Below are 15196 nucleotides of genomic sequence, written 5' to 3' on the forward strand. Positions count from 1 at the left end.
GCTTTATTTTTCTTACAATATTGCGGTCATTCTACTCCGTTACGCAGCATCTGCCTATACCATGCCCGGCCTTTGACCTCTCGAATCCCACGGACAAACCACTCGTTTGGATAAAATTTCACCGTCAACTGGCCAAAGGTACCGGTATCACGCCAATCAATACCACGAATTTGATAGCGCTCCACCACCAATGGGTGTGGCAGTGTCCAGCGCCCTCGATACGCTGACGACGCTAAAGCCAACCTCGGTGAAACGGCGTCGATAAACGCGGGCAAAGACGAGGTCCGGCTGCCATGATGGGGCACTATGAGGATGTCGGCCTTCAGATATTGCGGCTCTCGGAGCAATAGCCACTCAGCAATGGCATCAATGTCTCCGGTCAGTAATACCGACGCCTTTGGCGAGCTCACTCGAATAACACAAGAGTGCGGATTGAACGCTCGAGAGACTCGTGTTGGCGGCCATAAGACCTCAAGCGTCAAACGCTGCCACTGTAGGGTTTGACCTTGACGACAGGGCACATCGCCTACGCCATGTTGACTGCTGATGAGTGTCGGTTGCCACTCTGCCACTAATGGCTGCCAACCACCGGCATGATCCCAGTCCATATGGCTGAGAATAAGATAGTCAACACGGCGAATTCCCCGCTTGTAAAGCAATGGCGTGATGATCTGCTCCGCATAGCTCGAGTCTTGCCAAGCGCTGCCCGTGTCATAAACCAGCGCGGTCTCGCCTTGTCGAATCACAACGGCGAGACCATGCCCGACATCGAGTATCCACATCTCCCATAATGGCTTGGGAGCAAATTCTATCCGCCCCATCGCCGTCACAGCAAAAATCAGCAACAACACCCGCTTGCGTACCCAGACAGAAGCCAGCGCTAGCAGAGCGCTCACTCCGAACAGCATTGCCCAATCATCTTCGACCCACCACCACAAGTCCCAATGACCCAAAGCATTCGACACCCATTGCAACAACCTATTGATTAACGGCCACAACAACGAACAATCGAATAGCAACTGGGCCAGCAACGCGAGCAGAGTGAGAGGAATGATAATGAACGAAAACAGCGGCACACAGACCAGATTAGTGAGAAACGCGATACGACTGACGCCATCAAAAAACAGTATCGTCAGTGGTGTCATGAAAAGCAGAAAGAAAACCTGTAAGCGCAGCATACTGCCAAGCGCACCGGTTTGTGCGTAGCGGCTGGAAACAAACACGAAGATGATCGCCACCGCCAGAATCGACATCCAAAAGCTGAGAGACAAGGGCGCGAAAGGGTCAAAGAGTAACAAGATCGCAGTCACCAGACACCACTTGAGCCGCAGCGGCCAATAGCGCTTGACCAGCAGCAGTCCCACAGTCAACAAGCATGCCAGTAAGGCGCGCTGAGTGGGTAGCGTTAAACCTGCGAGCCAAGCGTAGCAAGTAGCGACAGTAAGCCCCAAAATGAGCGGCGCCACGTTTGCCCTAGGCCATAGCATGAATACCCCCCTCCCCAACCACCACCCTAATCCAAACGCGATGCCGATATGCAGACCAGAAATGGCAATCAGATGGCCAAGCCCGCTGCGCGCCAACTGAGCAGATTGCGCCGTACTTAAATGATGCCGAGCGCCAAAGGTCAACGCTTCAATCAAACCGCGCTGCGAGTATGGCGCTATGGCACGCTCCAGCAAAAGATAGTAATGCGCTCGAAGAGTGGGCAGGCTGCGCACGATAAAATGCGTCTTCGCAGGCGCTACCGCGGTGGCTAACCATCGGCGTGACAACGCCTGCTTTTCAGCATCAAACCCCACCTCATTAAGTAAGCCGACGACAGGCTCTAAGCGCACTTTAACGTCGATTTCATCGCCCGGCAGCAGAGCAATTGGCGATATAAACTGAACTTTCAGTGGCATCAAACTGCGCAATGTTTGGCCATTGATTGATCTAACTACAATTTCGCCTCTAAAGCCGTGACTTATTTGTTTAAAAAAGCTGTCAGCTTTCGCGTTTATGGTAATATCTGGCCCTGCACGGAAGAGCGTTTCTATTTGCTGGTGAATTAAGTGACCATGAAGCATCACTAACAACAGACCGGCATTGATTCCCCACCCGATTCGAAGCATACGAATCCAAATAGAGACCACGAGGAGGCCGACATTAAGGCCACTCCAAATCCAATCTGGCATAGCTGGCCAAATTGCGGCGCTCATGACGGTCGCCGAAAAAGAAGCAAGAGTCCAACAACTGATTAGATAGTGAGCCATAGTCCCCTATGCCAAGAAAATTCATCAAACGCTTTATGCCTGACCATGAGTTAATCAAGCGTCAAAAGGCACTAAAGGTTTTTGGCAACGTGTTGTACAACCCGAATTTGTGGTGTTTGAATCGCCGTTCAGCGGCAGGTGCTTTCGCCGTGGGGTTGTTTATGGCTTTTGTCCCACTGCCTAGTCAGATGATCATGTCTGCTGGGTTAGCGATTGCTTGCGGCGTTAACCTGCCACTCTCCGTTGCGCTTGTCTGGATCAGCAACCCAATCACCATGCCGGTGATGTTTTACTTCGCCTACAAAGTGGGCACTTGGGTAATGCATACCCCACCGCAGCGCTTTCACTTTGAACTCTCTTGGGAGTTCATCTTGCAACAGATGAGCACCATTGGCCCGCCATTCCTGCTCGGCTGCTTGATCTGCGGGATTGTCTCCGCCATGTTGGGCTATTTTGGCATCAAAGCGCTGTGGCGCTACTCAGTTGTCCGTAGTTGGCAAAAACGAAAGTTCAGAATACCGAGAATGCTGAAAAAATAGCAGATAGAGACCAACGCATACCCACCCTATTCACACATTCTGATGCAAGGCGTGTTGAATCAAGATGAAAAAAGGACCCGCGGGTCCTTTTTCTGTTCTCACTGTTCGCTTTGCAGGACAAACACAACACCATCGCTACTTCGCTCTGAGAACGCTCGCAGGGTGCAGTTTGACCGCCCGAGAAGCGGGATACCAAGTGGCGAGTAAGCTTAGGGTGATGGCCGTCAAAGAGACCAAAGCCACATCAAAGCCGTGAAGTTCAGAGGGAAGGAAATCGACAAAGTAAATGTCGCCAGAAAGAAATTGGTGCCCCGTTAGCGACTCCAGCCCCTGGATGAGAGAGGTCAAATTCCACGCCACGAGTACGCCAAAAATACTGCCAATCACACTGCCAAGCACGCCTGAGAAGACACCTTGCCAGACAAAAATCCGACGAACCAATCCATCGGTGGCTCCCATGGTGCGTAAAATCGCGATCTCGGCTGCGCGATCTTTAACGGCCATCATCAGGGTCGAGACGATATTAAAGCTCGCTACACCAATCACCAGTACCATCACCAAATACATAATGGTGCGCACCAATTGAATATCTCGGTACAAAAAGCCGTATTTTTGCTGCCAACTGCGCAAGTAAACATACACATCTAGCGTATTTCCCACTTCACGCACAATCGCCGTTGCGTCTAGGACATCGCTCACTTTGAGCGCTACCCCAGTCACGGCATTATCTAAACGGCCATATTCCTGCGCATCCTGAAGCGGAACTAAAATCAGACTGTGGTCAATTTGACCATTCAGTTGCAACATCCCTGCGATGGTCACTCGCACTCGACGTGGGGTCTGAACCTGTCGACTCGCACCACCCGTAGGAATCATCAGTGTAATGGCGTCACCCGTCTTTGCGCCGAGCGCATCCGCCACACCTTGCCCAATAATGGCTTGCTGTTGTCCAGGTTTAAACTCTGCCCAGACTTGCGGGTCAATAAATTCCGCCAAACTGGAAATCCGCGCTTCCGCTTCGGGGTCGATGCCTCGCACCTCAAGAGCTTTTAATGCACTGCCTTTTTCCGCCAACGCTGTCATTTTGACAAACGGCGCAGCTGCTTCCACTTTCGGATGTCGCTGAGCGCGCTCAATCACGTTTGGCCACTCGTTGAGTGGGCCGCGCACGCCTTCGAACTCGCCGTGAGAAATCACCGACAATACGCGATTTTTTAGCTCGCGTTCAAAACCATTCATTGCAGACAAACCAATGATGATCACCGCAACGCCAACAGCAATACCAATGGTCGAGGAGATGGAAATGAACGACACCATTTTGTTGCGCTGTTTTGCGCGACTGAATCGACCACCGATAAACAGTGACAAAGAAGACAACACTTACGACTCCTTAATATCGATCAGCAGACCATCTTGCATATGCAGCTGACGATCCATTTTTTCCGCCAGCTCACCATCGTGGGTCACGACTAAAAAAGCCGTTCCTGATTCACGATTGAGCTCGCGCATTAAATCGTAAATCGCCAGCGCCGTTTTATGGTCAAGGTTACCAGTCGGTTCATCCGCCAAGACCAGATCGGGGCTATTGACCAAGGCGCGCGCAATCGCCACCCGCTGGCGTTCTCCACCGGATAACTCCGATGGACGATGGTCGATGCGATGGGTCAAGCCCACTTTGTCCAGCAGCGCGGCCGCTTTCTGTTTGGCTTCTGACACGGGCATGCCGCCAATCAGCAGTGGCATAGCGACATTTTCTAATGCGCTGAAATCTGCCAATAGATGATGAAATTGGTAAACAAACCCTAAATGCTGGTTGCGTAATTTCGCTTGCTTGTTAGAGCTCAGCTCGGCGAGCGGCTGATCCAAAAATGTCACATGGCCTTCGCTAGCATCATCGAGCGCGCCCAAAATGTGCAGCAAAGTACTTTTCCCCGAGCCCGATGTGCCAATGATTGACACTAATTCGCCGCGCTCAATATCGAAGCTGACCCCTTTTAACACCTGCGTACTTAACTCGCCCTCTTGGTAAGTTTTACACACATGTTCACAACGTAAGAGATTACTCATATCTTAATGCCTCAGCAGGTTTGACCGAGGATGCTCGGTAAGAAGGATACAAGGTCGCCGCTAGGCTAAGCGCAATCGCAAGCAAAACCACTAAGAGAATTTGCGGCCAGGAGATAACGATCGGCAACTCGCCGCCGACCGCAAATAACGCGATACCCGCTGCATCAAGCAACGCATTTAAATTCGTCGCCAGCAGCACACCAAGGCCACCACCAATGAATGCGCCAATGATGCCGCTGCTTGCACCTTGCACCATGAAAACAGCCAAAATGTGATGATTTTGCATGCCTTGCGTTTTTAAGATGGCCACTTCCGACTGTTTTTCCATCACCACCATGATAAGGGCGGAAATAATGTTAAATGCTGCCACACCAACGATTAGGCCTAGCATCAGCCCCATCATGTTTTTTTCCATTCGTACCGCTTGGAACAGTTCCCCACGCTGATCACGCCAATCTTGCCACTGCCACAGCTCTGGTAGAGACTTTTGCCCAAGCTCACTGACGATAAATGGGTCGTCGAAATAGAGTCGCCAGCCTGACATCTCATCACTTTTCATGCGCAGCAGTTTGGCGGCATCGTCAATGTGCACCATCATCAGTTGGCCATCGATGTCTGACCCTGTGTTAAAGATCCCTGCCACCGTAAACAGACGCTGGCTAGGAATACGACCAAGCGGCGTAAACTGACTGGCGCCAGTGACCATCAGACGCACTCTGTCACCCACCGAGACATCCAACCCTCGCGCCAAGGTTTGGCCAATCAGGATGCGGTAAGCCCCGGTTTGCAGCTCCCCTGCCGAACCCGCGTACAGGTGCGTGGCAATCGAACGGTCAAGATTCGGGTCGATGCCTACCATCAAGCCAGCACTCAAACTTTCTGCGCTTTGAATCACCGCCTCACTCTGAACGATCGGCGTCGGCGTAGAAGACGGAGAAAGCGCACGAACAAACTCAGGCGGCGTATCCGAACGAACAGTATGACCATCACTATTCGAGACGATGGCTTGCGGCAGAACACCAAGGATGCGACTTTTAAGCTGCGACTCAAAACCGTTCATCACCGACAACACCGTCACCAGCGACATCACGCCAATAGTAATGCCCGCGGTTGACATATAAGAGACGAAGCGACTGAACCGGTCACCCGATCGTCCACGTAAATAACGAAGCCCGATAAAGGTCGAGACTGGATGAAACATAAAACCAACCATCAATGTTTGATGGCGTTTACTCTACCCATTAATCTGCGTGGGTTGTAGTGTTTAATTGCAAAATGGCGGTGAAAATGTGGAATAAACAAAGGCATACCTTGATAAACGCTCTGGTATGACGATAATCAGAAAAAACTCGCAAGGAAAACGCATGTCAGAACAAGAATATTTCACCGTCAATCACGCGCTCGCCATCAATGTCGAGGCTCTAGAGGCAGGTGCTGACTTTCCTTGCTTTGACCAGTTTGAGCGCGAGATTCCCGCCCCCTTTTTAGTGGCGAGTGAATTTAGCCATCTGGATTTACTCAACGATCACGCGCGCAGTGAGCTAAAAAACAGCGATTTCAAACATGTCATTGAACTGCTCGACACGCAGAACTCAAAGCTCAACCTACTGTTGACCTTTATGCTCTCTCAGCAAGATGATCAAGCCCTGCGTTTTCACACCAGCGCATTTGGTGCCAGCCAGTTGAGCTATCAAGCACAAACCGCGCTTGCGCTCAACAGCAAGTTACGCCTGAAACTCTTTTTAGATAGCCCAGCGGCGGCCATCTACTGCTACGGGCACGTCACTCAATGCGAGGCAGACAATAATGGCTACCTCATTACAGTCAAATACGACTTATTGCGTGATAGCGACCAAGATCTGCTGATTAAAGCCGCCTTGTTGCAGCAACAAAAGCTACTGCGCCAACGCTCCATCAATCGAGAAAAATAACGACTGCTATGCCACAACTATCTTTATTGAACTTAGCATCAGCACAAGGTGCTGGGGACAAGAAACGGATTGGTAACCTCAAGGGCGCCAGCTTACCACTTGCGATTGCTGAGTTGGCGAATCAACACTCAGGCCACACACTGTTAGCCGTGCCCGATCCACAAACGGCGCTGAGATTGCTACAAGAAATCGAGCAGTTTACTCGTGAGTCGGTCGCCCTCTTCCCCGATTGGGAAACTTTGCCTTACGACAGCTTCTCGCCCCATCAAGAAATCATCTCGGATCGCATAGCGCACCTGTACCAAATGCCAACGCTGAACGCGGGCATCACCATAGTGCCGGTGAACACCTTGCTGCAGCGCCAATCGCCGCGTGAGTTTTTGCTTGCCCACACCTTGATGGTCAAAACTGGAGACTTGTACTCACTCGACAAACTGCGCCTGCAACTGGAGAAGTCCGGCTATCGCCACGTTGAGCAAGTGTTTGGCCCCGGCGAATACGCGAGTCGTGGTTCGATTTTGGACCTCTTCCCTATGGGCTCAAGCGATCCTTACCGAATTGATTTCTTTGATGATGAAATCGACACTATCCGCACCTTCGATCCGGAGAACCAACGCTCGATTGAAGAGCGCAAAGAGATCCGCCTGCTACCAGCGCATGAGTTCCCCACTACCGAAGCCGCGATTGAAGATTTTCGCATCCGATGGCGTCAGCGCTTTGAAGCGCGCCGCGAGCCCGAGTCTGTCTACATGCAAGTCTCTAAAGGTACTTGGCCAGCGGGGATAGAGTATTGGCAGCCACTCTTTTTCGATCACACCGAAACCCTGTTTGACTACCTACCAGAGGGTAGCCAACTGTTGACGGTGGGCAATATAGAGCAAGCCATCGATACCTTCTTAACCGATGTCGACTACCGTTATGAACAGCGCAAAGTCGATCCTTTGCGTCCGTTATTGCCGCCACAAGAGTTGTGGCTGAAAAAAGACGAACTGTTTAGCCAATTTAAACCCCTTGCCCAAGTTGAGCTCTCTGTCGAGCCCATCACCGCCAAGCAAGGCCGAGCCAATGTAGACATTGAGCCTTTACCCGATCTCTTTGTGCAGCATCAGCACAAAGAACCTTTAGCCGCATTGAGGCATTTCGTCGAACACTATCGCGGTAAGATTGTCTTTTCGGTGGAGTCAGAAGGTCGCCGCGAGGCACTGCTTGAGTTATTGCAACGTATCAAGTTGCGCCCTGAACTTAAGCACAGTTTTTCCGACGCGCTAGAGAGTAAGGACAAACATACCTTAGTCATCGGCGCCTCTGAACATGGCTTTTTGTTTGGCGATGAGCAAGTCGCTCTCGTCTGTGAAAGCGACTTATTGGGCGATCGCGTCATACAGCGCCGCCGCAAAGATCGCAAAGTCACCAACAGCGATGCGGTCATTCGCAACCTAGCCGAATTGAAAGAGGGTCAACCTGTGGTACACATCGACCACGGGATCGGCCGCTACATCGGTCTGCAAACCCTTGAAGCAGGTGGGATGGTCACTGAATACGTGACGCTAGAGTACCAAAACGAAGCCAAACTTTACGTCCCCGTTGCCTCGCTTAACCTTATTAGCCGCTACTCTGGCGGTGCCGAGGACGGAGCGCCGCTGCATAAACTCGGTGGCGATGCTTGGAGCAAAGCACGGCGTAAAGCCGCAGAGAAAGTGCGTGATGTTGCCGCCGAATTGCTGGATGTTTATGCCAAGCGCGAGCTCAAACCCGGGCATAAGTTTGCCCTTGACCGTGAACAATACGCAACGTTTAAAGCGGGCTTCCCATTTGAGGAAACCGACGATCAAGCGATGGCGATTAACGCGGTACTGTCTGACATGTGCCAAGCCAAAGCGATGGATCGTTTGGTCTGTGGTGACGTTGGCTTTGGTAAAACCGAAGTCGCCATGCGTGCGGCGTTTGTTGCCACGGACAACGCCAAGCAAGTTGCGGTGCTCGTACCAACCACCCTACTGGCGCAGCAGCATTTTGAAAACTTCCGTGACCGCTTTGCCAACCTGCCGATTCGCGTTGAAGTGCTGTCGCGCTTTAAAACCGCCAAAGAGCAAAAGCAAGTGCTACAAGATGTCAAAGATGGCAAAGTAGACATTGTAGTCGGAACGCACAAATTGCTCTCAAATGATATTGTCTTCAACGATTTAGGCCTATTGATTGTCGATGAAGAGCACCGCTTTGGTGTGCGTCAAAAAGAGAAAATGAAAGCGATGCGCGCGGATGTCGACATCCTAACGCTGACCGCAACGCCTATCCCTCGCACCTTGAACATGGCGATGAGTGGCATGCGCGATCTGTCAATCATTGCCACGCCACCTGCTAGACGCTTAGCGATCAAAACCTTCGTCCGTCAAAATGACGATGCGACGATTCGAGAGGCCGTGCTGCGTGAAATCATGCGTGGTGGTCAGGTGTACTTCTTGCACAACCAAGTCGAGACCATCGATAAAGTGGCGGCGGATCTTGAAAAGCTCATCCCGGAAGCGCGTATTACTACTGCACACGGTCAAATGCGTGAGCGCGAGCTTGAGCGCATCATGAATGACTTCTACCATCAGCGCTTCAACGTTTTAGTCTGTACCACCATCATTGAAACTGGTATCGACGTCCCGACAGCCAACACCATCATCATGGACCGCGCGGACAACCTAGGTCTTGCGCAGTTGCACCAATTACGCGGCCGTGTCGGACGTTCGCATCATCAAGCGTACGCCTACTTGCTGACCCCTCACCCTAAAGCCATGACCAAGGACGCCGTCAAACGTCTTGAAGCCATCGCCTCGCTGGAAGATTTAGGAGCAGGCTTCACCCTTGCCACCCATGACTTAGAGATCCGCGGTGCAGGTGAATTGCTGGGTGATGAGCAAAGTGGCCAAATTCAATCGGTTGGCTTTACTCTCTACATGGAAATGCTCGAACAAGCGGTCGAGGCGCTCAAGGAGGGTAAAGAGCCTTCGTTGGATGATCTACTGCGCGAGCAAACCGAAGTGGAAATGCGTCTACCCGCCTTACTGCCGGATGATTACTTGCCTGACGTTAATACGCGCCTGTCGATGTACAAACAGATCGCCAGCGTCAGCAGTCAAGATGAGTTAGATGAGCTAAAAGTTGAGCTGATAGACCGTTTTGGTCCACTGCCCGATGCCACCAAAAACCTGCTTTCGGTAGCCGCGTTAAAAATTGAAGCGGCGCAACTTAAAGTGAAGAAGATCGAAGCGCATGAAAAAGGCGGTTTTATCGAGTTCTATCCGGATGCTGACATTAACCCCGTCTATCTGGTTAAACTACTGCAATCACAACCGCAAAAATTCGCAATGGATGGCCCAACCAAATTCAAGTTTACGCTACCATTAGTCGACAGACGCAAGCGAATTCAGTTTGTTAGTGATATGCTAGGCGAATTCAAGCAAAATCGACTGCCCTAAGCATTCGGCATCAGGGCTTGAATTAAGAAACAGCAATGCGCGCCGCTTGCGGACTATGAACAATTTTGAGGTACACGCTACCTCTTCAATGGAGTTGGAATGAAAAAGCTGATTACCCTGCTGCTTTTTTTCGTCGCGATGCCTTCTTGGGCCGAGCGTCAATTTGATATTGAAGTGATCATCTTTAAACGTGCCGTCAACCCAGAAATGACTGCGGAATCTTGGCCGAATAACCCGCCAGAGATCAGTCTTGAGCGCGCGGGCAAATTTTCTGATGCCAGTTTCAGAGCCAGTAAGCAGGTCACGTTACTGCCTTACTCACAGTATAAACTTGGTGAGCAAGTGCAAAAGCTGAAACGTCACGCGGGCTTTGATGTACTGATGCACACCGCTTGGCGTCAAGGCGACCAAGGCCGTTTCGGTGCGCCGGTGTTTCACATTCAAGCAGGAAAAGATTACTCCAATCAGTTTAATGTTGATGGCTCACCTGCGGGCAGTAATGCCACCTCCAGTGTCATTGATGGGGTAACCGAAGAGAGTATTCCAGCGCCGCTGTTTGAACTCGACGGTACATTTCAAGTGTATGTTGAGCATTACCTTTACGCCGATGTCGAGCTTGATTTAAAAGCGCCAAGCGTACGTGAAGTGGTTCTTGATGCACCGATCCAAACCAACGTTGCCACACAAGATGCCACACAAGAAGCCACACAAGAAGCCACACAAGAAGCCACACAAGATAGTATGCAAGATAATGCGGTGGTCCAAGCGGGCTTGATGGAAGACATCACACCAACCGTCGAAACCCAGGCTTTCTTGAAGTCTTACCGTTTCGACCAAAAGCGCCGCATGCGCAGTACCGAAACACACTACTTAGATCACCCTCTCATAGGCGTGATTATCCAAGTTCGCCGCGTCGCGCAGTAATACTGTCAGTCCTCCTCGTGAGGGCTGTTGTTTATGTCACCCGATTACCAAATCATCACCCCGAACCTGCGACTTGGCTTGATTGACGCTGAGCATGCTGAGATTTTTCAGCATCTGGTTGCGCACTCTGCAAGCCTGCACCAATGGATTGACTGGTGCCACCCCGAGTTCTCCCTTGAGGACGCTGAAGCCTTCTTGTTGCAAACCCGACTCAACTGGGTGAAATCTCAAGCCTACGGTTTTGGCGTGTTCCAACGCGCAACCGGCGCTTTGGTGGGCATGGTCGCCATCAATGAGCTCTACCACACTTTCAACATGGCGAGTATCGGTTATTGGATAGCCGATGAGTTCCAAGGCAAGGGCATCGGCCAAGAAGCGCTCAATGCGCTTGTGGAGTTCTGCTTCGCCCAACTCAAACTGACCCGTGTCGAAATCGTCTGCGACCCAGACAACCTCCCCAGTCAACACCTCGCCATTAAGTGCGGCGCAACACTGGAAGCTCGGGCGAAAAATCGCTTTGTCTTCCAAGGCCAGCCTAAAGAGGGGGTGGTGTTTTCAATGATTCCAGGTTGAGTTTAACCTCATCATAAAAGCAGTTAATTACTGATTAGCCAATAACTTACGCCAAATTCGTGTCAGGCGTCAGACTCTTTGTCCTAGGTTGAGCCATAAACTGTGGCATGATTACTCCCTTTATCTATGAAAGGAAATCTAAGAATGGAATCGATATTTTCGTTTAAATCTATGCTCACTCCAAAGCTAGTCACCGGACTTTACTGGTTGCTGCTTCTCATTGCGATTATCTCTGGCATTGGAACCATGTTTAGTGGATACGGCGGTGTGACCTTTCAAACCTTTATGCTGGGATTGCTAACGATGGTTGGTGGGGCGATTGGCGCTCGCATTTGGTGTGAATTGATGATTGTTATCTTCAAGATCAACGAAAATTTGCAGGCACTAAAAGAGGCAAAAGACGAATCAAACGTCTAACACTGATTCGTTGAGTTCAAAACCGTATAAGAGAAGAGCGCCAATCGGCGCTCTTCTTGTTTTGATCAATGAAGCTTAAGGTTGGGTCTCAACACGCGGTTGATGCGGCCCATGAGGATGATGAGCGCGGTTTTGAACATCCCGTGTAGTGCCATTTGGTGTAGGCGGTAGAGCGAAATGTAAACTACGCGAGCGATACGGCCTTCCACCATCATTGAGCCTTTGGTTAGGTTGCCCATTAGGCTACCAACGGTCGAGAAGCGGCTGAGAGAGACCAGTGAACCTTTGTCTTTGTAGACATAAGGCTTGAGCTCTCGGCCGTTCATCTTCGCCACAATATTGGAAAACGCACAGCTTGCCATTTGGTGTGCAGCCTGGGCACGAGGTGGCACAAACGAGCCGTCTTCTTGCGTGCATTGCGCGAGATCGCCAATCACGAAAATGTCATCGTCACGCGTCGTTTGCAAGGTGCTTTTCACCACCAATTGGTTGATGCGGTTAGTCTCTAAGCCTGCAATGTCTTTAATGAAATCTGGCGCTTTGATACCCGCAGCCCAAACCATGATTTGCGCTGGGATTTTGTCGCCCTCTTTGGTCACTAGGCCATCTTTTTCCGCTTTGGTCACCATAGTCGCGGTGCGCACGTTGACGCCAAGCTTAGTCAACTCTTGATGGGCAGCACTTGAAATGCGTGGCGGCAGAGCCGGAAGAATACGCTCACCCGCTTCAACAAGGTTGACGTTGAGCTTGCTTGAGTCCAAGTCACCAAAACCATAAGTGCGCAACTCTTTCACTGCATTGTGCAGCTCAGCAGAAAGTTCAACACCGGTTGCACCTGCACCTACGATCGCGATATCCACGGTGCCTTGACCATTTTTCGCGTGCAGCTTTAAGAATTCATTGTTCATTTCGGTGCGGAAACGGTGCGCTTGCTCTGGGCTATCGAGGAAGATGCAGTTGTCACGCACGCCCGGCGTGTTAAAGTCATTGGAGGTAGAACCAATGGCCATCACCAGAAGATCGTACTCAAGCTCACGCGTTGGCATCAGCAGTTCGCCATGCTCATCTTTCAGCTCGTGCAGTGTGATCACTTTACGCTCGCGGTCAATGTCTTTGAGCGCACCCATTTGGAAATCAAAGTGGTGATTTTTGGCGTGCGCACGGTAGCTTAGCGCGTCCACACCTTCATCCAGTGAACCTGTCGCAACTTCATGCAGCAAGGGTTTCCACAAGTGGCTTGCCTTACGGTCAACCAAGGTGACTTGCGCACGGCCTTTACGGCCCAATGTACGACCCAGTTTGGTAGCAAGCTCCAGGCCGCCTGCACCACCGCCTACAACGATAATTCGTGTCACAATAACGTTCCTCTAAATATAAATAATCATGATTCGAGCCGATTACTCAGCTCGAGAAAATTCTCTCTTGCCATGCGGTTACTCACCCTAACCGGTGCGTGATTCGCACTCTGGCATGACGTTTTCGGATATGAGGCTTGTTATTGGCGTTCAATAGCGGGCATTTTTGCCGCTCAACTCGTTTTTTGGGGCAAGTTTTTTACTTGCTCTCAATTTTTTTTGATATTTATCAAAAAATTTATAGTGAAGTCATTATATAGGGCAAAATGCGCCACGCAACAGGAGAATGTGATTATCTCACTTAACTTTGTAGGGATTAATGACAAGTGGTGACAAAAAGAGCGACAGGCATAAACCCTGTCGCTCTTGATGGTTAAGTGCTCGCGATGATTAGCGTTGTTTGAACGCTTTCATCGTCTGAAGGTGTTGAGAGATCTTTTTGAATTTGTGGCTCTGGGTGTCGTCCCAAATGATTTCGTAATACGGCGCTAACGCCTCGGCGGTTTGACTGTTGTCGTGAATTTCATCCTCTTTAGAGAGGATCACCAAACACTGGCCCGCATTTTTACTGCGAAACTCTGGCACACATTTGGTCGCAATGTCTTCATACTCTTCAGGGCGGTCGATCCGGCCCTGCATGGTGCGCTCAGGATGAAGATTAGGATTAAACATCACCTGCTTGATGCCACACAAAAATCCAATACGCTCTGACCAATAGGCACCAAGACCCACACCGCAGATCAGTGGAGAGGTATCCTCCGACTGTTCAATCACTTTGTGCACTTCTTTGAGTAGATGCTGCATATCGTGTTTCGGGTGCAATGTGCTGTAGTTAATGAAACGAACATCGTCATCAATAAACTGCAACTGTAAGACTTTTTCGTGGTTACCTGGGCTTGTGGAGTCAAAGCCATGCAAATAAATAATCATTCTAATTCCCTCGAACCTAATACTTCCAACTCTACCACGACCAAATCTACCAGAAATAGTAGGGTTAAATTTTACTTTATCGTTGCAAAACCACTAAACAGTGATCTTAGCTACAAAATAAGCCTTCAAGCCGGGTCGCCTCGGTCAAATATTGCTCTTCCCCCCACAACTGGTAAGCGAGAAGATACCAAAGCATGGCCATCATTTTTGCTCTGGGCTGCCAAGCCATGACGCCTTCGACCCAATCATCAATACCTTCTACCCCTCGTTTTTGACAGTAACGAAAAACCGCGTCTTGAGGGTCGTGCTGACACACGTCGATACTGAGTGTCAGATCCAGCCTAGGATCAGCGATGCATGCGTATTCCCAATCGATCACCGTGATGCCTTGCGTGGTGCGTACCATGTTGTACCCAGCCAAATCAAAATGACACAGTACATGGCCGACATCCGCCAAACTGGGCGCACGGCGACACGTTTCGTACACACCACGAATCGAGTCCGATTTGAGCGTGTCGTCAATCAATATCCAGTAATGATCAACCCGGGCCGTATAGTTAAACGGCGCGACGGGAATACGTTGTGTGTTGGCTTGATGAACGCTCACCATGGTATCGAGCAGATCATCAAACGACAGGCCGTCTCTCAGCGGAATACCCTCGATCCAATCCACCAATAGCCCTTGTTCGCAAATGTAATGCGGCTTAGGTGCGATGGGATTGTGTTCGAGTGCAGAGAGGA

13 protein-coding genes are annotated in these 15196 nt (G+C 50.5%); 6 read left to right on the plus strand and 7 right to left on the minus strand.

The genetic code is table 11. The features are described from left to right. Nucleotides 1-26: 26 nt before the first annotated feature. A complete protein-coding gene (locus AC6R1A_RS06725) occupies nt 27-2201 on the minus strand; it encodes a DNA internalization-related competence protein ComEC/Rec2 (RefSeq protein WP_500632663.1) in 2175 nt (724 codons plus the stop codon). Between the two features lie 62 nt (nt 2202-2263). On the opposite strand from AC6R1A_RS06725, the gene AC6R1A_RS06730 reads away from it, so the two are divergent. Further along, nucleotides 2264-2794, plus strand: coding sequence for a DUF2062 domain-containing protein (locus tag AC6R1A_RS06730; RefSeq protein ID WP_334552499.1), 531 nt, complete (start codon nt 2264-2266; stop codon nt 2792-2794). 135 nt (nt 2795-2929) lie between these two features. On the opposite strand, the gene lolE is transcribed toward AC6R1A_RS06730, so the two are convergent. Genes lolE through lolC form a run of 3 tightly spaced genes read right to left on the minus strand, consistent with a single transcriptional unit; the run spans nt 2930 to nt 6062 of the window. Next, a complete protein-coding gene (lolE, locus tag AC6R1A_RS06735) occupies nt 2930-4174 on the minus strand; it encodes a lipoprotein-releasing ABC transporter permease subunit LolE (RefSeq protein WP_500632664.1) in 1245 nt (414 codons plus the stop codon). Beyond that, nucleotides 4175-4861 carry a lipoprotein-releasing ABC transporter ATP-binding protein LolD gene (gene lolD / locus AC6R1A_RS06740; protein WP_500630281.1) on the minus strand — a complete coding sequence of 229 codons (687 nt, stop codon included), beginning with the start codon at nt 4859-4861 and terminating at the stop codon, nt 4175-4177. Next, on the minus strand, nt 4854-6062 hold the full coding sequence (gene lolC / locus AC6R1A_RS06745) for a lipoprotein-releasing ABC transporter permease subunit LolC (protein ID WP_500632665.1): 1209 nt from the start codon (nt 6060-6062) through the stop codon (nt 4854-4856). The genes lolD and lolC overlap by 8 nt, the downstream gene beginning before the upstream one ends. A gap of 163 nt (nt 6063-6225) precedes the next feature. Here lolC and AC6R1A_RS06750 point away from each other — a divergent pair, with 163 nt between their 5' ends. From AC6R1A_RS06750 to AC6R1A_RS06770, 5 genes are all read left to right on the plus strand, one after another. Beyond that, nucleotides 6226-6792, plus strand: a complete 567-nt coding sequence (locus AC6R1A_RS06750; protein WP_500632666.1) for a PilZ domain-containing protein — start codon at nt 6226-6228, stop codon at nt 6790-6792. A gap of 8 nt (nt 6793-6800) precedes the next feature. Beyond that, on the plus strand, nt 6801-10256 hold the full coding sequence (mfd, locus tag AC6R1A_RS06755; RefSeq protein ID WP_500632667.1) for a transcription-repair coupling factor: 3456 nt from the start codon (nt 6801-6803) through the stop codon (nt 10254-10256). Between the two features lie 99 nt (nt 10257-10355). Continuing rightward, nucleotides 10356-11180 (plus strand): peptidoglycan binding protein CsiV, encoded by an 825-nt coding sequence (locus AC6R1A_RS06760; RefSeq protein ID WP_500632668.1) that lies wholly within the window; start codon nt 10356-10358, stop codon nt 11178-11180. A 33-nt stretch (nt 11181-11213) separates the two neighbouring features. Continuing rightward, nucleotides 11214-11753 carry a GNAT family N-acetyltransferase gene (locus tag AC6R1A_RS06765; RefSeq protein ID WP_500632669.1) on the plus strand — a complete coding sequence of 180 codons (540 nt, stop codon included), beginning with the start codon at nt 11214-11216 and terminating at the stop codon, nt 11751-11753. A gap of 144 nt (nt 11754-11897) precedes the next feature. After that, nucleotides 11898-12170 carry a DUF4282 domain-containing protein gene (locus AC6R1A_RS06770; RefSeq protein ID WP_500630287.1) on the plus strand — a complete coding sequence of 91 codons (273 nt, stop codon included), beginning with the start codon at nt 11898-11900 and terminating at the stop codon, nt 12168-12170. Between the two features lie 65 nt (nt 12171-12235). Here AC6R1A_RS06770 and AC6R1A_RS06775 read toward each other — a convergent pair whose 3' ends face one another. The 3 genes from AC6R1A_RS06775 to AC6R1A_RS06785 form a co-directional block, all read right to left on the minus strand. Then, nucleotides 12236-13525, minus strand: coding sequence for an NAD(P)/FAD-dependent oxidoreductase (locus AC6R1A_RS06775; protein ID WP_334552508.1), 1290 nt, complete (start codon nt 13523-13525; stop codon nt 12236-12238). Between the two features lie 390 nt (nt 13526-13915). Then, entirely contained in the window at nt 13916-14455 is a 540-nt protein-coding gene (ycfP, locus tag AC6R1A_RS06780; RefSeq protein WP_500632670.1) for an alpha/beta hydrolase YcfP, read from the minus strand. Between the two features lie 106 nt (nt 14456-14561). Continuing rightward, on the minus strand, nt 14562-15196 hold a 635-nt coding region (locus AC6R1A_RS06785), incomplete at its 5' end, for a phosphotransferase (protein ID WP_500646164.1).

Source organism: Vibrio sp. R10-SG3-ISO3, assembly GCF_059834225.1.